Annotated in this window: 22 protein-coding genes and 1 pseudogene; 7 read left to right on the forward strand and 16 right to left on the reverse strand. The window is 73.3% G+C overall.

Annotation, left to right across the window (positions count from 1 at the left end):
• Window positions 1-248 precede the first annotated feature (248 nt).
• A complete protein-coding gene (locus tag ACIHEI_RS35025; protein WP_396609598.1) occupies window positions 249-1,181 on the reverse strand; it encodes a helix-turn-helix domain-containing protein in 933 nt (310 codons plus the stop codon).
• Window positions 1,182-1,470: 289 nt separating this feature from the next.
• On the opposite strand from ACIHEI_RS35025, the pseudogene ACIHEI_RS35030 reads away from it, so the two are divergent.
• Together ACIHEI_RS35030 and ACIHEI_RS35035 are read left to right on the forward strand one after the other, a co-directional pair.
• Window positions 1,471-1,584 (forward strand): annotated as a pseudogene (locus ACIHEI_RS35030) (IS5/IS1182 family transposase); the annotation flags it as partial.
• A gap of 538 nt (window positions 1,585-2,122) precedes the next feature.
• Window positions 2,123-2,557, forward strand: a complete 435-nt coding sequence (locus tag ACIHEI_RS35035) for a hypothetical protein (protein ID WP_396609599.1) — start codon at window positions 2,123-2,125, stop codon at window positions 2,555-2,557.
• A 732-nt stretch (window positions 2,558-3,289) separates the two neighbouring features.
• Here ACIHEI_RS35035 and ACIHEI_RS35040 read toward each other — a convergent pair.
• The 13 genes from ACIHEI_RS35040 to ACIHEI_RS35100 all read right to left on the reverse strand — a co-directional run bounded on the left by ACIHEI_RS35040 (window position 3,290) and on the right by ACIHEI_RS35100 (window position 16,018).
• Complete coding sequence (locus ACIHEI_RS35040; protein ID WP_396609600.1) at window positions 3,290-3,850, reverse strand: hypothetical protein; 561 nt, start codon at window positions 3,848-3,850, stop codon at window positions 3,290-3,292.
• A gap of 163 nt (window positions 3,851-4,013) precedes the next feature.
• Complete coding sequence (locus ACIHEI_RS35045) at window positions 4,014-4,205, reverse strand: hypothetical protein (RefSeq protein ID WP_396609601.1); 192 nt, start codon at window positions 4,203-4,205, stop codon at window positions 4,014-4,016.
• 721 nt (window positions 4,206-4,926) lie between these two features.
• The gene (locus tag ACIHEI_RS35050) at window positions 4,927-5,547 is read right to left on the reverse strand and encodes a hypothetical protein (RefSeq protein WP_396609602.1); all 621 of its coding nucleotides are present in this window, start codon (window positions 5,545-5,547) and stop codon (window positions 4,927-4,929) included.
• A 4-nt stretch (window positions 5,548-5,551) separates the two neighbouring features.
• Complete coding sequence (locus tag ACIHEI_RS35055; protein WP_396609603.1) at window positions 5,552-7,387, reverse strand: acyltransferase; 1,836 nt, start codon at window positions 7,385-7,387, stop codon at window positions 5,552-5,554.
• Window positions 7,388-7,998: 611 nt separating this feature from the next.
• Window positions 7,999-8,991, reverse strand: a complete 993-nt coding sequence (locus ACIHEI_RS35060) for an SIS domain-containing protein (RefSeq protein ID WP_396609604.1) — start codon at window positions 8,989-8,991, stop codon at window positions 7,999-8,001.
• 5 nt (window positions 8,992-8,996) lie between these two features.
• The gene (locus tag ACIHEI_RS35065) at window positions 8,997-9,809 is read right to left on the reverse strand and encodes a class I SAM-dependent methyltransferase (RefSeq protein ID WP_396609605.1); all 813 of its coding nucleotides are present in this window, start codon (window positions 9,807-9,809) and stop codon (window positions 8,997-8,999) included.
• 33 nt (window positions 9,810-9,842) lie between these two features.
• The gene (locus ACIHEI_RS35070) at window positions 9,843-10,295 is read right to left on the reverse strand and encodes a DUF4178 domain-containing protein (protein ID WP_396609606.1); all 453 of its coding nucleotides are present in this window, start codon (window positions 10,293-10,295) and stop codon (window positions 9,843-9,845) included.
• Window positions 10,295-11,425: a hypothetical protein gene (locus tag ACIHEI_RS35075; RefSeq protein ID WP_396609607.1), complete on the reverse strand. Its 1,131-nt coding sequence runs from the start codon at window positions 11,423-11,425 to the stop codon at window positions 10,295-10,297. The genes ACIHEI_RS35070 and ACIHEI_RS35075 overlap by 1 nt, the downstream gene beginning before the upstream one ends.
• On the reverse strand, window positions 11,353-12,435 hold the full coding sequence (locus ACIHEI_RS35080) for an NAD(P)/FAD-dependent oxidoreductase (RefSeq protein ID WP_396609608.1): 1,083 nt from the start codon (window positions 12,433-12,435) through the stop codon (window positions 11,353-11,355). Before ACIHEI_RS35080 ends, ACIHEI_RS35075 begins: the two co-directional genes overlap by 73 nt.
• A gap of 13 nt (window positions 12,436-12,448) precedes the next feature.
• Window positions 12,449-14,059, reverse strand: a complete 1,611-nt coding sequence (locus tag ACIHEI_RS35085; RefSeq protein WP_396609609.1) for a methionine--tRNA ligase — start codon at window positions 14,057-14,059, stop codon at window positions 12,449-12,451.
• 14 nt (window positions 14,060-14,073) lie between these two features.
• Complete coding sequence (locus ACIHEI_RS35090) at window positions 14,074-14,421, reverse strand: cupin domain-containing protein (RefSeq protein ID WP_387642004.1); 348 nt, start codon at window positions 14,419-14,421, stop codon at window positions 14,074-14,076.
• A gap of 914 nt (window positions 14,422-15,335) precedes the next feature.
• Window positions 15,336-15,905: an NUDIX hydrolase gene (locus tag ACIHEI_RS35095; protein WP_396609636.1), complete on the reverse strand. Its 570-nt coding sequence runs from the start codon at window positions 15,903-15,905 to the stop codon at window positions 15,336-15,338.
• Window positions 15,809-16,018 (reverse strand): hypothetical protein, encoded by a 210-nt coding sequence (locus ACIHEI_RS35100; RefSeq protein ID WP_396609637.1) that lies wholly within the window; start codon window positions 16,016-16,018, stop codon window positions 15,809-15,811. Before ACIHEI_RS35100 ends, ACIHEI_RS35095 begins: the two co-directional genes overlap by 97 nt.
• A gap of 222 nt (window positions 16,019-16,240) precedes the next feature.
• On the opposite strand from ACIHEI_RS35100, the gene ACIHEI_RS35105 reads away from it, so the two are divergent.
• Window positions 16,241-17,242, forward strand: a complete 1,002-nt coding sequence (locus ACIHEI_RS35105; RefSeq protein WP_396609610.1) for a HEAT repeat domain-containing protein — start codon at window positions 16,241-16,243, stop codon at window positions 17,240-17,242.
• Between the two features lie 203 nt (window positions 17,243-17,445).
• Window positions 17,446-17,979, forward strand: coding sequence for an Imm1 family immunity protein (locus ACIHEI_RS35110; protein WP_396609611.1), 534 nt, complete (start codon window positions 17,446-17,448; stop codon window positions 17,977-17,979).
• Window positions 17,980-18,092: 113 nt separating this feature from the next.
• Here ACIHEI_RS35110 and ACIHEI_RS35115 read toward each other — a convergent pair whose 3' ends face one another.
• Window positions 18,093-18,362, reverse strand: a complete 270-nt coding sequence (locus tag ACIHEI_RS35115) for a hypothetical protein (RefSeq protein ID WP_396609612.1) — start codon at window positions 18,360-18,362, stop codon at window positions 18,093-18,095.
• A 576-nt stretch (window positions 18,363-18,938) separates the two neighbouring features.
• On the opposite strand from ACIHEI_RS35115, the gene ACIHEI_RS35120 reads away from it, so the two are divergent.
• The 3 genes from ACIHEI_RS35120 (at window position 18,939) to ACIHEI_RS35130 (ending at window position 20,575) form a co-directional block, all read left to right on the forward strand.
• Complete coding sequence (locus ACIHEI_RS35120; RefSeq protein WP_396609613.1) at window positions 18,939-19,061, forward strand: hypothetical protein; 123 nt, start codon at window positions 18,939-18,941, stop codon at window positions 19,059-19,061.
• 119 nt (window positions 19,062-19,180) lie between these two features.
• Window positions 19,181-19,759, forward strand: coding sequence for a hypothetical protein (locus tag ACIHEI_RS35125; protein ID WP_396609614.1), 579 nt, complete (start codon window positions 19,181-19,183; stop codon window positions 19,757-19,759).
• Between the two features lie 90 nt (window positions 19,760-19,849).
• Window positions 19,850-20,575 (forward strand): hypothetical protein, encoded by a 726-nt coding sequence (locus tag ACIHEI_RS35130; protein WP_396609615.1) that lies wholly within the window; start codon window positions 19,850-19,852, stop codon window positions 20,573-20,575.
• 129 nt (window positions 20,576-20,704) lie between these two features.
• On the opposite strand, the gene ACIHEI_RS35135 is transcribed toward ACIHEI_RS35130, so the two are convergent.
• Window positions 20,705-22,126 (reverse strand): hypothetical protein, encoded by a 1,422-nt coding sequence (locus ACIHEI_RS35135; protein WP_396609616.1) that lies wholly within the window; start codon window positions 22,124-22,126, stop codon window positions 20,705-20,707.
• Window positions 22,127-22,783: the final 657 nt, after the last annotated feature.

A 22,783-nucleotide genomic window follows, 5' to 3' on the forward strand; every position in this document is an offset into this window, starting at 1 on the left:
GCAGACCAGCGGATGCCCCACACCCACCCACCGGCCAACCCCCCACGAACCTCCGAAACGATCACACTCGCATCGGCCGGTGGATTCGGGCTGAGGGGGCGGCGTCTTGTACAAATGCGAATGTCCTTGGCGGGCAGGCCCGTTGAGCTGGGTCGGCGCGGCAGCGGCGAGCGCTGTGGGCCGCCGTGCAGCGGTTGGTGCTGAAGGGGGCGGAAGCGATCTGCGCGGGCAGCACGAAGTGGCCGCCCTTACGGCTGGGGTGCACCGGCCCTGTGTGTGTTTCGGGCCGATCCGGCCGCCAGTACCGCGCTGGTGACCTGGCCCGTGAGCCGGTCGGTCGGCTCGGCCTGCGTCGGGCGGCCGCGGTGGCGGAAGAAGTCGCGGGGCGTGTGGCCGACCATGGCCCGGAAGGCCCGGTCGAGGTGCGCCTGGTCGTAGAAGCCGCATTCCGCCGCGATCTGGGCCCCGCTGCTTCCGGGTGAGGCGTCGAACGCGGCCAGGGTCCGCTGGAGTCGCAGGATCTGCGCGACCTGCTTCGGCGGCATGCCGAGCTGGTCCCGGAAGCGCAGTTCCAGCCGCCGCCGGCTCCATCCCGTCAGCTCGGCGAGCTGTTGGACCGGCACTGCTCCGGCGGTCCGGCGGATCTCGTGCCACGCCGTGGTCACCGAGGGCGCCCATTGGTGACCGGCCGACAGCCGCGCGACGAAGAACGCGTCAAGCAGGGCGTGGCGCGCGTCCCAGCCGTCGGCGTCCGCCAACTGCTCGGCCAGGTGGCGTTCCTGACGGCGGAGCAGCTGGCTGATGTCGACCCACTGGTCTCCCAGCTCCGCGACGGCGGGACCGAAGACACCGTATGCGGCCTGTGGGGTCAGCGAGACTGCCACACCGGACAGCGAGCCGCTGTGCTCGGCGACCGTGGCCGTCCGGCGCAGGCCTGCCACCATCGAGGAGAGCGGGACGACGGGCCCTCCCAGGACGGCGTCCGTGAGTCGCAGGGAGCCCTCGAAGCCGAAGGTCACGGTGAGTGCGTCCGTTGGCACTTCCAGGCGGCGCCTGAGTCGGCGCAGGTTCAGCCGGTAGCCCCGGTACCCGAGCACCTGCCCCCGCAGGCGGGTTTCCGGGAGTGCGTGGACCGTCTGCCACTCCCCGTCGGTCTCCGAGAATCCCTGATCCATTCGCATGCCGTCCTCCTGTGCGAAAAGACGAGCTATTGGAATGTCCATGATGACCAGGCGCGCAAAAGCACGGGGGAAAGACAGCAAGGTCGTCCGATGACGTGCGCCGAGGAGTCCCATCTGGCTGAAAGCCGGCTCTTCGGCCGGATCTGTGGATGTGATCATGCGGGTCGGCGTCGGGGCAGGGTGGGGCGGTTGCCGCCGGGACAGAGCCCGACGAGCGCGATGACGGCACCGGCTCCTACCGCCTCGCCGCCACCCGCGCCCGCCTGCGCAAACGCCACGTCAAGGCCGTCATAAGGACCGGAACACCGTCGAGCGCCCGATCAACGGGCTGAAGGCCTGGCGGGGCGTCGCCACCCGATACGACAAGGCACCTGGCAGCCACCTCGCCGGCCTCCGTCTCCGGAACGGGGCCGGCTCCATCGAACGGGGCGGCGGCGGGCGCCGGCCGGGCGGCAGGCGGCTGCGGGAGGGCGGGCGCGGCGGAGCGGGGTGTCAGAGCATGCGGAGTGCGGCTTCGGAGGGCGATCCGGGCTCGACGGGGTACAGGCCGAGGGTCTGGTGCGGGGCGCCGGCGGGTGTGAACGCCTCGAAGCCGAGGGCGAGTTCGCCGGCGACGGCGGCGTCTCGGGCGCTCCCTGCCCGGGCCGGCCGCGGCGCCGACTCCAGCTGGCGGCGCGGTTCGGCCGGATCGACGGCCTCGGTCTCCCGCTGCGGCGGGCGGTCGGGGTCGAAGCCGTAGGTCGGGGCGAAGCCGGGCCAGGGGTTTGTGCGATCGGCGACAGGCCGTTTCGGTCATTCGGTGGCCGATATCCGCGGAGGACCGTCTTCTTTCGCGGATGCCGCACCCCGGGGTGCGGGGGCTGCCATGCTGGCATCAGAGGAATGTGACATTTCACATTCCGCCCATCGTCCCATCCCCGCCCCCGAGGAGAGACACCCCCATGAAGACCACCGTCATCGCCGTCGCCGCCGCGGCGGCCCTGACCACCCTGGCCACCGCCCAGGGGGCCGCCGCCGCGCCGAGCGGCCCGGTCGGCGCCGTCGTGACCTGCGGCACCCCTGGCGCACCCGGCCCGCTGCTGACCCAGGCCTGCGTCGAGGTGACCGGCAACCAGGTCCGCTTCTACGGGGTGGCCACGCCCGCCGACCCGTCCTGGCAGCCCCGGCTCCTCGGCTTCACCGTCTCCGGCACGGTCGTCGGCAGCGCCCCCCTCGCCCCCGTCCACCCGAGCCTCATCGTCCAGGCCGGCTCGAACCAGGTCGGCAGCGTCTTCTCCAGCGCCCCGTGCGGCGCCACCGTCAGCACCACCTTCTCGGTGGCCCAGCCCGGCTGGCCCACCTCGACCGCCACCGTCTCCACCGTGGTGGCCTGCTGACGCCGGACTCCCGCAGGTGTGCCCCGGCCTCCCGGGGCGCACCCCGGCGCCGCCAGGGTGCTGACCGAAGCTGTCCGGGTTCCCCGCACTCCGCCGCCGTGGTCGCCGACCGCCGTCGAGGCCGCCCTGCGGCGGTGCCGGAGGAGTTCGAACGGACCGCCGAGCCGCGGCGGGAGGAAGTCGAGGACCTGGACGAGGACGCCCTCGCCGAGACCGCCGCCGAGGCCCGCGTCGTCGGCGCCGTTCCGGCCCGCGCCGTCGACGACCTGGTGCGCGGCCTGCTCGGGCAGCCGACCGACCGGCGGGCCGCGATCAAAGGGCTCGGCCGCGCGCTCACCGCGGCCGCGCAGGACCGGCCCCTGCCCGCGTGGGCCGCAGACGCCGGCCGCGCCGAGGACGTCCGCCGGCGCCGAGCCCGCACCGCACTGCTGGAGGCCGTCGCCCGCCACCACCACGGCGCCCTGCCCACCGGGCCGCCGAACGACCGGCCGTGGCGACCAGCGCTCAGCGGGCGCGCGGCACAGGCTCCCTGTCACCGACAGCTCCCCCACCGCCCGATCTTGACCGGTAGGCGACCGTGCCTGGCACCGCGCCTGCTTGCGGTGGTCCCCGGCTCCCATCCCCGGGGCGGACTGTGCGCGGACGTCGCGGCCGCTCCCCCGCGGCGGCGGTCGTCGTGCTCGGCGGCGGTGGGCGTCGCGTCCACTCCTCGTTGCGGTCGCGGTGCGGGCTTCACCGGGTTCCGGGCAGGCTGTGCGCTGCGGCCCGCCGGTGGGGCGCCCGGCCGGACGGCGGCCGGGGGCGGGTGTGTGCGCCGGGCGCGGGCGGGCCGCTGGAGGCGGGCCTGCTTGCGGCCTGGCTACTGGTGGTCGGGCGGAGGGCGTCGTGCAGTAGCCGGATCACGTCCTCGGTGAGGGCGGTGCGGTGTTCCTGCGCCAGGGTGAGCAGTTCGGCGGCCCGGGCGGGGTCGGCGTCGAGGGTCGGGGGCGGGCGGGTGAGCCAGGGATGCGGGGCCAGTTCGCGGACCCGTGCGGTGGCGTCCGCCGTGCCCCGGGCGGCGAGCCGGGGGCCGGTCTCGCCGCTCAGGAGGAGGGCGGCGCGCAGGGCGGTGAGGCGGTCGCGCCGGGTCAGCAGCCGGTGGCCGGCCCGTCGGACAGCCGGTCGCTGCGGGTCGGTGAGCAGGTCCCACAACAGGTCGGCGGGCAGCTGGGCGGCGCTGGGGGCGAGGGTGGCGGCGGCTTCCTCGACCACCGCGGCGGAGCCGTCCCGCAGCAGCGCCGTGGCCCGGGGCACGGACGCCAGGTCGAGGCTCCGCAGGGCGTGGACGCGGACCTGGGGCGCCGGGTTGTCCAGGAGCGCGGTGAGCAGGGGCCGTCGGTCCGGTTGCCGGTCTCGGCGAGCCCCGCGACCGCCCCGACCTGGGGCTCGTCGGCTTGGACGGCCGTGCGGTAGTGCGTCAGCGGGTCGGTGCCGGTGCGGCGTGCGGCTCTCCGGCCCGGGCGCGGATCGGTGCGGAGGGGTCGTCGAGGTGCGGCGCCACGTGCTGCGGGGAGCCGGTGCGCATCAGCCCGGTGCGGGCGATGATCCGTACCTCGGCGTGGCGGCTGCGGGCCAGGCGGCGCAGCAGTTCGGCCTGGTCGGTCCACACCGCCTGCCGGGTGGCGGCCTCGGCGGCCCGGGCTCTGGTCTGCCGGTCGGGGTCGTTCTCGGCGAGGGCCGTGAGGGTGCGAAGTGCGAGGTGGTGTGCGGTGGTGTCGAGGACGAAGCGCCGTACCGCCGGGTCGGGGGCCGCGAGGAGCGGTGCGGACGGCCTGGTGGCCGTCGTCGGTCAGGTGGTGGGGGCCGGCGCGGTCGAGGGCGGTGCAGAGGGATCGGGCGGCGGGGCCGGCAGGATGGCGGTGGGCGGCGGCGACGGTCTGACGGGCCTGGCGGGCCTGGCGGGCGGCCTCGCGTGCGCGGTCGGCGGCCTCGCGGAGGCGGCGGTCGGCGAGCAGCGTGTGCTGGAGGGCGGTGTCGCGGTCGGGGTCGTAGCGCTCGGTGTGGGTGGTGGCGGTGTGGTCGTGGATGCGCCGCCGCTCGGTGCGGGCCGTGGTCGCGTCGGCGTGGGCGGTCTCGTCTCCGGCGTCGGCGTACCGGTCGGCGCAGCGTTCGCCGAACTGGGCCTGGTGCAGGGCTTGCTGGATGTTCTGCGGGGTTGTTCCGGCCGCTCGGCGGCGGATTCGGTGGGGGTGGTGGCGAGCAGGGCGTGTTCCTGGGTGGTCGTCCTGGTTCTGGGTGCGGTCGAGGGCGGGTGGTGTCGGTGGTCACCGCCGTTCCTCTTCGTTCGGCGGGTGGGCGGCCGCCCGGTGGCGGCCGCCGGGCGCCGGGTTTCAGGCGCCGAGGCCGACGTGGGAGACGTACTGGTAGGCGCCGTAGTCGCTGTCGAGTTCGCTGATGACGTCGTCCCAGATCTCTGCGAGTTTGTCGGCGTCGCCGGTGGTGAGGGCGTCGACGGCGTCGTCCCAGATGTAGCGGGCCTGGAAGGAGCGGACGCGGAGGTTGTCGCGGCGGCGGGGTTCGTCGACGGCGTCCTGGTTGATGGGGTGGATTTCGATGCGGGTGCCGCGGCCGTCGCGGTTGAGGTGGGCTTTGAGGATGGCGGGGTTGTTCAGGACGTTGGCGGCGCGCAGGTTCCAGTAGGCGGTGTCGATCGCCTCCAGGTTGGCGGGGCGGGGGCGCTGGGTGCCCTTCTTCCAGGCGCGCGTGGTGGCGGGGGTGGCGGTGACGCCGGCGCCGGCGAGGGCCTGGCGGCCGCCCTTGTGGGACATCAGGTAGTTCATCCGGGCCTTGAGGCCGCGCCGGCTGCTGGCCGGGGACTTGATGCCGCCCTCCAGGATCATCCGTTCCACGGCGTCCTCCAGGGCGCGGCCGAGGGCGACGGAGCCGTGGACGTTTCCGGGGTCGATGCCGGCACCGTAGCGGCCGAAGTTCTTCCATCCGTCGGTCGACACTTTTTTAGGCGCTCCGCTTCCGGTTCAGGGGCAGGGTGTACTGGTCCTTGAGTTTCATCTGGGTGGTGAGTCGGCCTTCTTCGAAGACGCCGCCGTTGGACTTTCGCCATTCGCCGCCGGTGACGTGCAATTCGTCGGTGCCGCGCAGCCTGACGATTGTCAGGCCGCCGTTGTGGGCGCGGTGGGCCTTGTACCAGAGATTCGCGAATGCCTGGCTGCGGATGATGTGCATCCAGTCGGGTCGGCGAATTTCTCGATTGTAGGTGGATTCGCCGATGGTCGAGGCGAATTTCGCGTACATCGCCTTGACGTATTTCTCGGTGACGGGGTCGCCGTCGTGGATGGCGTTCTCGCGGGCCTGGGTGAGGACGCGGCGGAACTTCTCCAGCAGGCCCTCGGAGGCACCGCTGGTCCAGGCTTCGGTGATGTGCGGGGCGTCGGTGAGGCCGAGCTTGTGGCAGCGGATCAGCAGGCGCACGGTGGCGCCGTCCAGGAGCACGGGGCCGGCCTCGTGGCGGTTGCCGATCGGGTCGGGCAGGTGCGGGTGTTCCCAGGTGGGGCGCTTGGGCAGCAGGTAGATCCCGGAGCGCTTGGGGTCGAAACCGCCGTCGGGCTGGTGGACGAGCGAGCCGATCGGCAGGTGGGTCTTCAGGGCGCTGCAGTAGGCGGCGTTGGTGTCCAGGACGTCGACCGCCAGCCGGTCCAGGTCACCGCGCTTGAGGGCTTCCATCAGCGGGGCGTTCTCCCACTTGTGGCGGCCTTCCCAGATTTCGTCCGCGCCGTTCCTGGTTTTCTTGGAGAGGAATTCGAGGCGGTCCGGATAGACGGTGTGCTCGTACGCGGCGCCGACGCGGGTCGCTTCGAACAGGGCCATCCCGTTCGGGATCGCCTTCTTCTCCAGCGCGGCGGACGCGGCCTCGGTGTCGCCGTCGTGCTCTTCGAGGGCCTGCTCGACCGCTGCGGTGATCATGTCGAGGTAGTAGCCGAGGTCCCGGCCCGTACCGGCGTACTCCGCGCGCGGCGCGGCGGACGCGGGACGGGCGGCCGGTCGGGGCGCGGCGTCGGCGGTCGGCGCGGCGGCGATGCGCGGGTGGCGGGCGAGCGCGTCCAAGGCGGCCGGCGAAGGCCCCGCCGGCTCTGCTTGGGTGTGCCTTTCCACGGCGGGGGCGGGCGCGGCGTGCTCGGCCGGGGCCAGCGGCTCTGCGACGGACGTGGTCGGCTCTGCGGCGGGCGTGGTGTGTTCGGAGGTGACGGCCTGGGCGGGCGCTGCCACGGCGGCCGGAGCCGCCCGGACTCGTTCGGCGACCCCGGTGTCGGGGGTGCACCAGCCGCCCATGTGCATCGGCCGGCCGCCTGAGCGGTACGGGCTCGGGCGGCCGCACCGCACGCAGGGTGCGGGCTCCGCGCTCAGCAGTTCCCCGGCCGCGGTCCGGTCCAGCTCCACCACCCGGCCCTCCTGCTCGCCGCCGGGCACCTGCGGCGGGGCCGCGACGGCCGGGGCAGGGGCGGCGGCCGGGACGGTCGGCTGCGCCGGCACGGCGGTCGGGGCCTGGGCGGTGAAGGTGGCCGGCACCGGCTGCGGTGCGGCGGTGTCGGGGGGCCAGGTCAGGGACTGGGCGGCGTGGGTGGGGCCGGCGAGCAGGTCGAGCGGCGTCATGCCCCAGTGCAGGGCGAGGGCGTCGACTTCGTCCAGGGACCAGGGCTGGGCGCCGGACTGACGACGGGACACCTTGTCCTGGGTCAGGTCGAGAGCAGTGGCGAGTTCGCGCTGACTCTCGCCGGTGCGCTGCCGGATCGCGGCCACGGTGAGTCGCAACGTTTCCAGTGTGCTGAGTGCCATTGCGGCATTCTATCCATATCTCATGGGGAATTTCCATAGAATTGGGGTAGATTCACTGACCCGGATGATACGGGCGGGAGGTTCGAGGGGCCGATGCCGTGGCCGGCCTTCCGGGCAGGGCCCTGAAGAACGTGCCGAGTGCCGCCACCCGGGTCCGGGCGAGCGAGTGGTCCGGACCCGGTGTGATCGGCCGTCAGAACGGTCCGGGGGCCCCTTCCTGGGCGGCGCAGGCAGGGGCACTGGCGGCGTACGCCGACTCTGCGGCCCAAACACCGGAGGACTTTGGAGGTCGCACAGGGTTGCCGGACCGTGCCTATGCACTCGACGATCAACCCTTGCAATAGACCCTTGCCGGGACATCCTCGAATGTGCGGACCCGGCACATGACGGCCGACGTCATCATCGCCGAGGGCGTGCCGGCCGGTCACCGCGCCGCGAAGCGGCTCGCCGCTCCCGAGGCGTCCGGGCCGGTGGCGGCCTGACGCGACGCCACCAGGCCCGGACGGTGCGCACCCCGCCGGTGTCCGGCTGCGCGCCACTGGCAACACGTCAGGCGCCGGACCCCGGGGCGTCGTGGTGCGTGGACCCGCCGGGCCGGCCGCCCCGGTAGGTTACGGCGCGCCCACGGCCCACAGTTCGGTCTTGGCCCAGGCGCCGACGATCGCCACGTCCGGGTTCTGGTGGCGCAGCTCGGCCCAGCGGCCCGCCAGCAGCTGGAGCCGGACGGTCAGCGGGAGCTGCGCCAGCACCGGAGGCAGCCCGGCGGCCGCGGGAGTCGCGGCGAGGGTGCCCACGGTGATGCCCTCCGCGGCGGCGGCCGCGCCGAGGGCGGCGGTCAGGCCGTCCGGGTCGGCGTCGGGTTCGAGCAGCAGCAGGCCGTCGGCGGCGCCGAACGGCACGGCCGACCCGTGCAGGTACAGCTCCGACTCGTAGCCCTCGGCGAGGATGCGGGCGGCCTCGCGGACCTTCAGCGCGCCCTCCCGGGCGGTCACCCCCCAGGGCCCGGCGCCGATCACCGCGAGCGCCCGGGCGGGCAGGGCGACGGCGTCCAGGCCTGGCTCCCGGCAGGCCTCGCGGACGGCCTCGGCGGTGCGGTGCAGTTGCTCGGGGCCGTACTGCCCGGCGCCGAGGCGGTGGGCGAGCCCGGCCAGCACGGTCAGGGCGGCGGTGTAGCTGACGGTGTAGGTCTCGGACTGCTCCTTGGCCACCGTCTCGACCGACTCGGCCCAGTCGGTGGTGCCGGCGCCGGTGATCGAGACCGTCGGCACGCCCGCCGCGAGAGCCTGCTCCCGGCAGCGCAGCGCGAAGGCCGTCTCCGCCGTGTGGGTGATCACCACCACGGCGTCGTCGGAGCGCAGCGGGGCGCCCCAGCGGGCGAACTGGGCGGCGGACGACCAGCGGGCGTCCACCCCGGCGTGATGGAGCATCATGGCGCCGAGTTCGGCGGCGTGCTGGCTGGTGCCGGTGCCGAGCAGCAGCACCCGGCGGGCGTCGGCCAGGCGCTCGGCGGCCTGCCGGAGGTCGGCCTCGGCCAGCCGGTCGACGGCCTCCGCCTGGGCGTGGACCATGCGGTGCAGGGCGGTCTCCTGGAAGGTGCGGGACACGGGGGTCACTCCTCTTCGGCCGGGCGGGCGGCCGTACAGATCAGGTGCGGCGAGTGGACGTGGAACGGGCTGAGGTCGTAGTCGCCGTACAGCCCTTCCGGGACCAGGCCCGCGCGGGTGAGCAGGGTGGTCAGCTCGTGGGCGCTGTAGACGCGGTAGTCGGCGGTGACGCTGCGTCCGACCGTGCCCGACGCGGGGTCGAAGGCCTGGATGGTCCAGGTGATCCGGCTGGTCTGCGCGTCGAACCGCTCCTCGTACAGGTACGTGGTGCCGGTGCTGGAGTCGAAGTTGCGGACCACGAACTCCTGCGGCGCGGTGCCGAAGGACTCGCCGCTCTGGGTGAGGAACCAGTCCCGGTTCATCACGTCGATCAGCAGCCGCCCGTCCGGGGCCAGGCGGCCGCGGATCTCGCGCAGGACGGCGAGGTTCTCCTCATCGGTGTCGAAGAAGCCGAAGCTGGTGTGCAGGCTCACCACGGCATCGAAGGAGCCCTCCGGGAGGGCGCTCAGGTCGCGCATGTCGGCCTGTACGAAGGAGACCCGCTGTCCGGCCCGTGCGGCCCGCTCGCGGGCCTGCGCCAGGTACGGCTCCATCAGGTCCACGCCGGTGACCTCGAAGCCCGCCGCGCCGAGCGGCACGCTGTGGCGGCCGGTGCCGCAGGCCAGGTCGAGCAGGGTGGCGCCGGGCTTGGGATCGAGCGCGCCGGTGACGCAGCGCACCATCGCCTCGGCGGTGGCCGTGTCGCGCAGCTCCAGGTCGGAGCCGGTGTAGACGTCGGTGAAGAAGGTGCTCCACCAGTCGGTGGGACGGTCGGTCACGGGTATCGGTCCGTTCTGTCGTGCGGGGGAGGGTCAGGCGGGCGGCCGGGCCTCGACGCCGAGGAGGCCGGGGGCGTCGAGGCCCGCCGGTCCGAAGTGCTCCAGGCTGGCCCGGAGCCCGGGGCCGGTGTAGTCGACGTAGTGCAGGCGGCCGGTGCCCGCGCGCAGGCCCGGCAGGCCGCCGAACTCGCCGGCGGCCCGGTACTCGCCGTGGCCGCGCTCGACCACGGTGAGCGCCCGGCCCTCCAGGGCGGGGCGGTCCGGGTCGAAGCCGGCCGCCTCGGCGGTGGTGCGGTGCCAGTACGAGCTGCGCTCGGTGCCGTCCGGCAGGGCCTCGACCGCCAGCCAGAGCGTCGCGCCGCCGGGCCCGCCGGTCAGCAGGTACTCGGCCCAGCGCTGGGTCGCGCTGCGGACCTGGACGGCGCCGAGGACGGTCGGCCCGCCCGGCAGGGTGTCACCCGGGAGCAGGTGCAGCAGAGCGGCCATCAGAACTCCCGCCGGCTGTTCGGCCGGGACTCCGGCCGCCACGGCGCGTCGTGCAGTTGCTCGGGCCCGATGGGCAGCCCGGCCATCAGCGCGGCGTTGTGGTAGGCCGGGCTCTCGTCGGCGGTGAAGTAGTCGAGCATCATGGTCCACTCGTCCGGGGCGGGCTCGCCGGCGGGCGGCGGGTAGGGCGTCGGGTCGGCGTAGTACGAGGAGACGGTGACGTCGATGTGGTACAGCGCGCAGTACCGCTCGGGGTCGGCGTCGGCCGGCAGGTGGCCCGGCCGGGGCGGTCGGCGCACACCGTAACCCGTGGGGAAGGAGCCGCCGAGGTGCCAGGTGCTGCCGTGGCCGGACGGGTGCCCGATGCCGCCGTTGCCGACCGAACGCAGCGCCGTGCCATGGGAGTTGCGGACGGCCTCGGCATGGGTGCGGAACCGTCCGGCGTCGTGCGCGGCCTGGGTGTGGTGGCCCACGGCGTTGATGTTGAGCAGCATGCCGCCCGGTACCCGGTGATCGTGCGCCCGGGTGAGGTGGGCGCCGGTGAAGAACACCGTCATGCTGGCCGCGAACAGCTCGATGCTCCCGTCGGGGCGGCGCAGCGGCACGCCGTCCAGGCAGATGGTGTCGGCCTCGATCGGCGTCCACTGCGGCAGGTACAGCCCGACCAGCAGCCGGAACACCTCCACCAGTTCCGGTCCCGGCCGGGCGTGGGCCAGTCGGGCGCTGCCGAACATCACCTGCAGACTGCTGGTCCGGCCCTCCAGTGCGCGCAACTTCCAGCGTTCCCGGGCCTGTTGGAGCAGCTTCTCGACGTGCTCGGAGCCGAGGGCCAGATCCTCGTCGGTCACCCAGCAGATGTCGAGGGCCGGGTCCGCGCCCGGCCGGGAGGCCACCTTGGCGAAGACGCACGGCTGGTGCCTGCCGAACCAGCGGCGCAGCGCCGTCTCCTTCTCCTCCGGGGAGGCCGTCGCGGACAGCAGCACCGCGTGCGCCTCGTCGATGTCGGCCCCGAAGCCGTGCTCCGGGCCGGCCGGGACGAGCCGGTCGAGGGCCGCCGTCAGCGGGTCGCCGCCTTCGGCCGCAGCCGCCAGCGCGGGTGCGGCGAGGCTTTTCCCTCCAGTACGTCGCATACGTAACTCCCCCATGTGGGTGCGTTCTTGAAGCCGTGGCCGGAGTCGCCCCCCACCAGCCAGACGGATGGGGCGGCCGGATGCCGTCCGAGGACGAACTCCTCGTTCTCGGTGGTGGTGTAGGTGCAGGTCTCGGCGGAGAGCACCGGGGCGCCCGCCAGCGCGGGAAAGCGCAGGCGCAGGTAGGCCCGGGCGGACTCCGGTAGTTCGAACGGTGCCGTGGGCCGGGCGCCGGGGGGTGCCTCGGTGTCGGGGACGACTTTGACCCCGGTGCCGCTCAGGGCCCCGATGCCGTACATGGCCCGGCCCAGGTCGAGCCAGGCCGGTCCGGTCGGCCCGCAGGGCAGCGCGGGCGAGTCCAGGTAGTAGCTGACCTGGTCCGCCGGCCGCCCGCAGGCGAGTTCCGGGAAGAGCCCGGGCAGTGCCGCGCCGACCGCCCAGACCACCAGTGGGGCCCGGTGCTCGGTGCCGTCGACCAGTACCCCCGTACCGGCCGGGCGGGCCTCGCCGCGTACCAGCTCGCAGCCGAGCGCCCGGCAGGAGGCGGCCAGTGCCCGGACGGCGCGGCGGGCGCGCAGCACGCCCGCCTCGGGTTCGTACAGCGCGAACACCAGGTCCTCGGTGCCCGTCGTGGGGAAGCGCCGGGCCACCTCGCGGGGCGACAGCCGCTCGACCGGGATGCCCAGGCCGCGCAGCACGGCCAGCGACCGCTCCTCCCAGCCGGTGGACGTTCCCCGCGACGCGAAGCCGAGCACCCCGGACGGGATCAGCAGCTGCTGGCCGCTCTCGCGTTCCAACTCCCGCCAGCGGCGCACCGATTGCCAGGTCAGCTCGGTGTACTGGCTGCGCGCGCCGTAGGAGCAGCGCAGGATCCGGGACTCGGCCGCGGAGGGGCCGTGCTCGCCGGGCTCGTCGGGGTCGACGACCGTCACCCGGTGCCCGCGGCGGGCGAGTTCACGGGCGATCGAGAGGCCGACCACCCCTGCCCCGGCCACCAGCGCGGATGTCACTGCGGCCGGCCGCTCACCGGTCCATCACCTTCGACTCCAGATCGGCGGGCTGCGGGTCGAAGAAGACGACCCCGGCCTGCGCCGCGCTCTCGGCCGTCAGCGGGCCCGGGTCCGTGCCGCGTACCGGCCCGGTGCGGCCCAGTGCCCGCCACAGTCGCTCGGCGAAGTCCGGCATGACGGGGTACGCGAGCCGGGCCAGCAGTTGCGCGGCTGTGGCCTCCACTGCGAGTGTCGCGGTGTCATCCGGGTGGGCGGCGGCGAACTCGGCCGTGCCGCGGACCAGGTCGCACAGGGCTTGGGCGGCGGTGCGGGGCGAGAAGTTCCCGGCCAGGTACGCGCCGTGGCCGCGGGCGGCGAGGCGGGCCAGTTCGGCCAGCTGCGCGCGGTGCGCGTCGGTCAGGCCGGTGAGCGCGGTCGGGGCGCCGGTCGCCAGGCGGTCGAGCACCGAGGCGAGCCAGGGCTGCCAGCGCCCGGCCAGCTCGCCGTCCGCCAGTTCGTGGAAGCGCTGCCAGGTGAAGTTGGTCCGTTCGTCCTCGGGCCGGTCCAGGGCCAGCACGAAGCGCACCGTGTCGGCCGGTGCGTGGGCCAGCAGGTCGGTGGCCCAGATCGCGTGCCGGCGGCTGGTGGAGAACTTCGCCGCATCGAGCTCGTAGAACTCGTTGGTCAGCAGCGCGTCCGGCAGCCGCAGTCCCTCGTCGTAGGCCATCAGCAGGGCGGGTATCAGCGCGGCGTGGAAGTAGCTGTTGTCGAAGCCGAAGAACTGCACGATCCCCGCGCGGTCCCATGCCTCTCGGGGGTCGGTGCCGTCGCCCCGCCGGTCGAGGGCTTCGGCCACCGCGTTGAGGTAGCCCGGCGCCATCTCGGCCCAGACGTAGACGCGCTGGTCCTCGAAGCCCGCCACCGGCACGGGCAGACCCCATCCGGTGGGGTGGCTGAGAGGGATGTCCGGCAGCCCGGCCGCGGTCAGTTCCAGGCAGAAGGCGCGGAGCCGGGGGCTCATCACGACGGTGCGGTGGTACGCGGCGAGCCGCTCGGTGTAGCGGCCGAGGGGGAAGACCAGGCGTTGGTAGGAGCGCAGTACCGGCGGCCGGTCGCAGGTGGTGCAGCGCGGGTCGGTCAGGTCGGTGCAGACGTTCGGCCAGGCGCACACCTCGCAGGAGCTGCCGTCGGTGGGCACGCCGCAGTGCGGGCAGCCGCCCCGGACGTATGCCTCGAACAGGTAGCGCTCGCAGTCCTGGCAGTACAGGCAGTCCTCGGTGCGGCGTTCCAGGCGGCCTTGCCGTTCCAGGGCCAGCACGAAGTCCCGGACGGTCTCCTGGTGGCGCGTCGAGTGCTGGGGGCGGACGTAGGAGTCGATGGCGAAGCCGATCGAGTCGAAGATCGCGGCGATCTCGTCGGCGAAGCCCTGGGCCATCTCCGGGGGGTCGATGCCCAGGGTGCGGGCCTTCGCCGGGACGTAGCTCTGGTGGACGTCCGAACCGGTGGCGTACAGGGCGTCCTCGGCGCGCAGGTGGCAGGCGCGGGTGTAGATGTCGGCCCCGGAGTACGGGCCCGCGAGGTGGCCCAGGTGGAGATCGCCGTTCGGTGTCGGCGGTGCGGCGGTGACAATGCTGGACACGGGCATCGCTGGTGAGCTCCTCAGAGGCTGACGGGTCCGTGGCTGTCCGGCCAGTAGATGGAGAGGAACACCATCCGGGTGTCGCCGGTGTTCGTCACGAAGTGGCGGCTGCCGCCGGGGATGAACACGGACAGCTCGGGGTGGACGGGCGCGCGTTCCTCGCCGATGGTGATCTCGCCGCGGCCGTCGAGGAAGACGAAGACCTCGTTCTCCTCGTGCTGGTGCGGCTCGGTCGCCCCGCCGGGCTCCACCACCGCCTTCCCGAAGCCCCAGGGGGCGAGGTCTTCCCCGCCGTGCGGGTAGAGCTGCTGGTAGCGGATGCCGTACGCGTCGGTCAGTTCGTGCTCGGTCATCGGACGGATCAGCATGGGCGCACACCTTCCCCCGGCGAATCCGGGGCAATGCGGCGGTGGTCCGATTCCCCCGTCAACCCCGTTCGTCGTCGATGGTTGGCGGTGTGATCATCGTCGTGGTGCCGAGTACCTGTCAAGGATGCTCAGCGGCACCGGAGTTGGATCGGACGGGCGATTGGCACCCTGTCAGTTCCGAGCCGGAAAGGCCATCACCTTGCCCGTTCCGAAAGGCGCGAATTCCCGGCCGGACGCGGGTTCGCGCACCGCGGCGCGGCGGGCGCGGCCCATTGGCCCGCGTGCGGGCGCCGTGATCCGCGAACGGCTCTTCCGCCGCTCGACGAGTTGACTGACCGACAGGTCGGTGGCCGCCGCGGCGGCGCGTTCGGCCGGCAGGGAGGCCGGCAGGGAGCGACCCCGTCCGCCGCCTCCACTTCGGGGGCCTCAGCCGTCGGCGGCCCGGTCGGGCAGCCGTCAGATTGGCCGTCAGGAAAGCGACCGCAGTGGAGAGTTCGGGAAACAGGGGGACGGCGACGGAGGCCGCGCCAGCCGCTCTGCCTGATCGGCGATTCCGGCCGCCGCCCTCGCCTCGCTGTCCCTCGCCTCGACCCTGCCCGCCGCCGTCCAGCTGTGGTCCCTGGCCCACCCGCAGCGCGACGGCTTCTTCACCCCGGACCGGCGGATGCCGGCGCCCCGCCGGCCGTGCTGCTGGTGCTGGCCGTCGTCAACGCGGCGGTGCTGTACGCGACCGCGTTCAGCACCGCCCCCGCATCAGCCACTGGTACACCCACGCCCACTGACACCCGGCCGACCGCCACCTGCTCGCTTCGCGCCGCCCGCCGAAGCCCCGTTTCCACGCGCAGCGCGCCGAGCATCTCTGCTTGCCGGAAGCTCCGACAAGTCGCCGCTCCTACAGAAGACTTGACGGATGCTCAGCCGTCCTGCGGTGCGGGCGGCCGCGCCGGCCGCCCGCAGGGCCGGCAGCACTCCCCTCGCCCCCTCTCACCGCCGTTCCGCAAGGAGCACACCCCATGAGCACTCCCCTGTCCCGTCCCGCGCCGCGCGAAGTCGATGACCGGCGGCCAGCCGCCGACCGCGCAGCGGTAGTCGACGGCCAGCGGGCGCAGCGGTGTGGTGGGGTGGATGCCGGTTTCTTCGGCGCGTTCGCGCAGGGCGGTGGCGAGGGGGGTCTCGCCGGGGTCGGCGAGGCCGGCGGGTGGTTGCCACCAGGCGGGGTGTCCGGGTAGGGGCGGGCCTGGTGGAGCATCAGGATCCGTCCGTCCTCGTCGGTGACGAGGACGGAGGCAGAAACGGCGTGCGGGGGCAGGGTGGCGGCGAACTCGGCGGGCTCGGGGGTCTCGGTCACCGTGCTGGTCTCCCTGCCCGTGCTGGTGATGGGGCCCGCTCAGCGGGCGAGGGTGACGGTCAGTTCGGTGTTGGGGCAGGCGGCGGCGAGGCGATGGAGGGTGTCGGCCTCGGCCTGGTCCACGCTCGGGCCCCAGCGGGTCTTCACCACGGTCCAGTCGATGATGTGGGTGCAGTGGTACCCGGCCGCAGGCGGGAGCCACTCGGTGACGTCCTTGTCGGCCTTGCTGCGGTTGGACTTCGCGGGCACCGCGATCGGCGCGCGCGGCTCGTCGAGATCGTTGGCGTAGGCCTGGCGCTCGGCCGCCGACCAGGCCGAGGCCCCGGCTGGCGGAGAGCGTCATTCCCACCGTGTTGTATTCCCCGGGGGCCGCCCTCGCCGGCCGGTGTCGGAGGCCGGCGCTACGGTGCCCACCATGGACACTTACGATCTTGAACAGCGGCACCGAACCGGCTCCGGGAAGAAGGAGCGATGAGCCGGCAGGGCGAGCCGGGTGTTTCCGTCCGGTGGGACGAGGGCTACAGGGCTTTCCACGCCGGGACCGTGGAGGACGTGCGTTTCGTCGTCGCCCGGATCCCGGCCGAGGCGAAGGACAACTTCGACTACGCCGCCGTGCCCTGGGACCGTTTCCACCACTCCTACGGGCCCGGCACCGACGTCCCCGCCGCACTGGAGCAGGTCCGTACCGGCGACGAGCGCGGTGTGCGCATGGCATTCCACCGGCTGTGGAGCAGTCTGCTGCACAGCGACACCGGTTGCGCGGCCGGCGCCCTGGCCGTTCCGTTCCTGATTCGCATCGCCCTCACGCGCGCCGACTACCGCGCCGAGATCCTGGCAGGCCTCGCCGGCCTGGCCCGCCGTCAGCACTACGGTGACGGCAGCCGCACCGGCCTGCTCCGCGCGGCACGCGCCGACGACCAGCTGGTCTTCGAGGCCTCCGGCTACCTGGGGAACTGGTCGGTGCAGGCCGCCCGCGAGGCCCTGGCCGCGGACGCCGGCCTGCTGCTGCCGCTGCTCGACGATCCCGACCCGGAGGTCCGCCAGGACGTCGCCCACGCCCTGGCCGCGGCCGCAGGCCCGTGCGGGACGATCGTGCGATCCCTGCACGCCCGCCTCCGAGTCGAGGACGACCCTATGGTGCGCGCCTGCCTCGTCTTGGCGATCGGCCAACTCGCCTGGGAAGAGCGACACCCGGCCGCCATCGAGCAGATGCGCACCTGGTGGCAGGACCCCTCCCGTCCCACCGAGGTCAGGATGTGCGCGGCCCTGTCCTGGCTCTGCCTCACCGACGGCCCCATCCCCGGCGACCTGCGCGCCTTCCTGGACGCTGCGGCTACCGGAGACCTGGCCGCCCTCCTCGGCCGGATCCCGTGGATGCTCCGTGTCGACTACGAAGGCGACGGGCTGCGCAGATGCCTCGACCAGATGTACCACCCCGAGAAATACCCCCACTTCACCAGCTGCCTGGACTGAAGAAACCGAACAATTTCTCTCCCGACAACCCTCTTCCCGCCGATGCCGTCCCAACTGCTGGCGAACTCTCCTGTGGACCAGTGGGTGGCAGCCCATCGGAGGCGGGCAGTCCGGACTGTGTGGTGCGGGTCCCGCATTTCCTACCCGCAAGCCCGAGCCGTTCAAGGATGCAGCCGAAACCGATTGGACCGACAGGTCAAGTAATGATCCTCAGCATTACCCATAAAGGCTCCCGAAGGCATGCCGAAAGCCTCCGGGAAAAACTTCTGCTCGCGTCCCAGATATTCGAGTCCGAGGATCCGGATCGGGCGACCGACGGCTCATGCCCCCCGAGAGAGGTTTTCGAGCTCTCGATCACCGATGACCCCCATTGGGAAAGATGCCCTCCCGACAACTGCCTCGTCGTTGCGGTGAACCGGTCGACGGGCCACGGCGGGCTGGCATGGTTCGTAACCGGCAGAAATCCCAAGAAAGGCGGAGTCTACGACCACGTCTGGGTGTCCGACAATCCCGAACCTCCTGACTCCGACCCCCGCGTGGTGTCGGAATCCTACTACCCCCATTACCACGACCCCGCAAGCACATTCCCGCTCGACCGAATTCGCGCCGCCGTAGAGGAATTCTGTAGGGCCGACAACGGCGACCGCCCCGAGTCCATCACCTGGATCACGGGCAATGCGAACGGAATGCGCAGCGACCGAGAGTATCCCGACGACACAGTCGAAAGCCCTTGGTAGGAAATGTGGCAGGCCGTTTCTTCCGAGTCGGGCTGCGATTGGTGGTGATCCGCCGGTGCGGGTCACCACCGACTGCGCCTCACGGGCCCGAATTGCGAGCCGGTGTCGGTCCGTTACCCGATGGCCGGCGGACCGTCAGCGGGGTTGACCGGCGGAGGCGCGGGCATGTCGCGCTTGCGTTCCTGGGCTGTGGTGCGGGCCTTCAGGTAGGCGGTCCAGTCGGTGGCCGCACGCTGGCGCCACTTGTCGGTCATCTCCGCGTAGTGGTTCTCGGCGCGGCGGCCGGTGCGGTCGGGGGCGAGGAGGCCGATGTAGTCGATGACGATCAGCGGGGCCTGGCCGGTGCGCTTCGCCGGGCAGGTCGGAGCGGTCGTTGGCGTCACCCCGCAGACGGCCACGCTGACGGACGGCAGCGGCCAGACAGAGGGGCCGGTTGGGGAGCTGACGGGCGATCCGGACTTCGCCATGGTCGACCTGCCGGCCCGGCAGCCGCTCCCGGCTCAGTCCCGGCTGGGGCCCCAGGCACCGGGCGCTCGGGCCCGGCGCCACCAAGGTGCTGACCGAAGCCGTCCGGGTGCCCCGCACTCCGCCGCCGTGGTCGCCGGCCGCCGTCGAGGCCGCCCTGCACACCGTGCTGGAGGAGTTCGCCCGGACCGCCGAGCCCCGCGGCGGGAGGCTCCGAGGACCTGGACGAGGACGCCCTCGCCGAGACCGCCGCCGAGGCCCGCACCTTCGGCACCGATCCGGCCCCGCGCCGTCGACGAGCTGGTGCGCGGCCTGCTCGGAACTGGCCGGCTGGCAGGCCGCGATCGACGGGCTGGCCGAGCACTCACCGAGGCCGAGTCGGAACGCTCACCGCGCCCAACGGTGGCAGAAGCGTCTGGGGCGGCTCGGGTCAACGGGGCCCGCTCGTCAAGCGCTCTTGTGTGTCCTTCCGGTGTCGTCGGAGAGGCAGGACGATGACAGCCGGCTGGGAGCGGTCCTCGAGGGCATGCAACTGGTCGCCGGCGGCCGCCTCGCCGGGCAGGCACAGCGACGACGACACCCCGGACGTGGTCGTCAACAACTACTACGAGGACTGATCCGCGCGTCCCCGGACCCCGCCCGCCGGTAACCCGATTGCCAAAAAGCCCATGTGAGGGTGTATGAATCCAGGGCCCACGCCAATCGTGGGCCCTGGAACAAGGGGGTTTCCCGCTCGATGCGGAAGAACGTCTTCAAGCGCGCCGCCGCGGCCCTGCTCGGCGCCGCGGTCATCGCCGTCGCGGCTCCGGCCGGCACTGCCGCGGCGAAGCCGCCGGCCAACGAGGCCACCAGCCTGCGCAGCGGCGAGAAGCTCCTGTCGGGACAGAGCATGGTCAGCGGCGAGACCGAGCTGGTGATGCAGTCGGACGGCAACCTGGTGCTCTACCTGGTGGGCGACACCGGCCACCGCGGCCCGGTGCTGTGGTCCAGCGGCACCTACGGCAACCAGGGCGCGTACGCCTACATGCAGCCCGACGGCAACTTCGTCGTCTACCGCCAGGGCGGCGGCCCGGACTCCGGCGGCGCGCTGTGGAGCACCGGGAGCTACGGCCACCCGAACAGCTTCGCGACCGTGTCGGGCGCGCCGACCTTCGGCGCCCTGTGGCTCAACGCCCAGGGCGTCGGAGTCACCTGGTCGCTCTCGACCAAGGGCCGGCCCGGCGACTGGGCGAAGGTGCAGGACGACGGCAACTTCGTGATCTACGGCAGCGACGGCGCCGCCCGCTGGTCCACCGGCACCTGGGGCAACTGGTAGCCGTCCGCTCCGCCAGGGTGCGCCGGCTCCGATGCTGCGCGCACCCTTGACGGTGCACCGACCTCCGGGTCCCGCTCCGGCAAACACGCCATGCTCCGACTGCTCGACCAATTCCCGGACGTGGACGCCGTGTTCGCCGCCTCCGACGCCATGGCCGTCGGCGCCCTGCGCGCGCTGCGCCGACTGGGCCGCCACCACCCCGCCGCCGCGCGCCACCCTGTTCCGCCTCACCACCGTCCCCGGCCACCACCGTCCCCGGCCACCACCCGACCGCACTCCACCGGGCCCGCGCCGCCCTGCGCCAAGCGCTCGCACCTGATCGCCGAGCGGCTCACCGACGCCCACGAGGAAACCGGCGGCGGCCCGCTCCCGGCCGAGGTGGTCGACAAAATCGTCGCCTCGGCGATCGCCGAGGTCCGAGTCCGAGCCCGCCTGGAGTGTCGGCCGCCGAGTTGGAGACGGGCCCGGTCCCGAACGGCATCACCGCCGAAGCCTGGCGCCGGCACGTGCGCGCCGGCCGCGACGCGCTCGCCAAGCAGTGCGCAGCGCGGCCACCGGGCAGTTGCCCCAGCCGCCGGCGGCGTGTCGCACTTCGCGCTGGGTACCTGGCTCGACAACCGGAAGGCCGGGAGGGCGGAACTGGCGTCGGGTCGGCTCGCACGGCTCGTCGGGCTCGGCGTCGGGTGGGCGTGGGCAGGCTGTCGCTTCTGCCGGGTGCTGCTGGCCGGCCTCGCGATGTGCGGGGTCGGCCGGCAGTGTCCGGTGGGACTGCTGGTGGGTCAGCGGCGTGGCCTGGGTGGAAGGCCGCGGGCGTGAAGCGGTGTGGCGCGGGTGTGCTCCGCGGCTGGTTCGGTTCTCGTTGAACGGGGGGTGAGCCCGTCCGGGGCGCTGTTCGAGTGGTGGTGGAGGGTGGTGCGGGCTCCGAGGTCCCCGGGGCCGGTTGGTCTACCAGTGCTCGTGGCGGTCGCAGTGCGTGTCGTACTTGTCGTGGTCGTCGTGCCGGGGGCGCTCGATCCTGGTGGGGTCGGTGGCGGTGTGGGGGGTGGTGTCGCCGCCTCCGGTGACGACCGCGACGTTGGTGACCTCGTCGTCGGCGCTGCAGGAGACGTCGACCTGCAGGGTGATGGGCGGGTAGCTGCTCCCGGCGGGAAGGATGTCACTGCGGGTGCAGGTGAGCGTGCCCTGGTCACAGGTCCAGCCCGTGCCGCTGATGCTGTCGGCCTCGAGCCCTGCGGGGAGGGTGTCCTGCATGGTGACGGTGGTGCCGTCGGTCGGGGCGGCTCCGGCGGCGTTGCCGACGGTGATGGTGTAGATGCCGTCCCGTCCCTGGGTGAAGTGCCCGGTGTGGGTCTTGGTGATGGTCAAGGACGGGACTACGTAGGAGATGGTCACCTGGCCGTTGTGGTTCGCCGTCCCGATCGTCGATAGCGCGTAGCTCGTGCCGGTGCCCGTGGGGGTGGCGAAGCTGCTGCCCCCGCCGCCACCGCCACCACCCGCCGAGGTGCCGAGGTTGTTGACGGCGCCGCTGCCGCCACCCCCGCCGCCGAAGTAGCCGCCCCCGCCGCCGCCGCCGCCGGCGATGGCAGTGGCGGCGCAGCCGCCGTCGAAGCGGCCGCCGGTGCCGCCGGTGCCGACCGTGGCACCGGAGAACCCGCTCCCCGGCGCGCCGTTCGTGACCGCACAGGACGGGACGCTGCCGGAGGTCCCGCCGGGCCCTCCGGTACTGGTGCTGGTGCTTCCGCCGCCCCCGCCCTGTCCCGGCGCGGCCCCGGAGCCGGTGGCGCTTCCCGCGGTACCGCCGGTGGCATCCGGTGTCGTCCCGCCGTTGCCTCCGTTGCCTCCCGTGGAGCCCGCTCCGGTGCCGCCGGAGGCACCGCCGCCGCCGGCGACCACCAGCAGGGAGCCGCCCGTGCTGACGCTGGAGGCCCCGCCCCCGCCCGGACCTTCGAAGTGGAAGCCGCTGAGCGGGAAACTCCCCCCTGGGGCGCCGCCGTTGAATCCGCCCGCACCCGCCGTGCCGGTGCCGTTGCAGCCCTTGCCGCCGGTGCCGCCGACGTTGACGGTGAAGGTCGTCGGGGTGGTGGTTTGCGGCAGGGTGGTCACCACCCGTGCCCCCGTCCCACCGGTCCCGGTGACGGAACAGGGGGTGCCGGTGTTGTCGGCGCCGCCCGCGCCGTCCGCGGTGATCGTCACCACCGCCGCCGCCGGAACGGTCAGGGTCTGCGAGGCGCCGGTGAAGGTGAAGGTCTGCGACGGATCGGCCTCCTGCGCGCGCACCGGCGCGGCGGCCACCGGCGCGGCGGCCACCGGTGGAGCCGCGGCCGCCAGCAGCGCCACAGCGGACAGCAGCGCGCCCCCCACCGACATCACCCCCGCACCACGCTCCCCACGCCGTCCACCCGGGCCGACCAGGTCGGACGCACCGCCGGCACCGGCCGGGACCGCCCCACCGGCCAGGGCCCTGTTGAATACGGCCGCGGGCCGCTGACGGCTGACCCGGTACCACGGCAGATCGCCCTGTCCACGCGTACGAGCACTCATCCGCAGGTTCACCTCTCCTCACAACAAAGCGCCCCGCACCCTCACGCGACAACGCGGAAGTACGACAGGACACTTGACGTCAAATCATGACAAACCACAGTGGATACCCCGACCCGATCACTTCGAGGTAGCGAGGTTGTGATGAGAAGCCTCGTATGTCGCAACACCCCGCGCGAGCCGGCGAGGACCCGGCATCGCCCATACGCCCCACTGCGCCGAGCTCTGCTCGACGCCGACGAGGTCGCCGTCGTACGCACCACGCCGCGTACCCGCGAGACCCTCGCGGTGCAGATGGGTACGCGACAGGGGCTCGAGTCCGACGGCCTGGCCGACCGGACCGTGCTGCCGCTGGAGACGGTGTACGAGGGCGAGCAGCTCGGCCGGTGCGGGCGGGCGCGGCACGCCGGCCGGCCGGCCGGGCCTGGTGGCGGACCGGCGGGACCTCCTCATCGCGATCGGGATCGGGGCCGGGCCGGTGGCCGC

The sequence above is a fragment of the Kitasatospora sp. NPDC051984 genome (genome assembly GCF_044593455.1).
In the GTDB taxonomy this organism is placed as follows: Bacteria; Actinomycetota; Actinomycetes; order Streptomycetales; family Streptomycetaceae; genus Kitasatospora.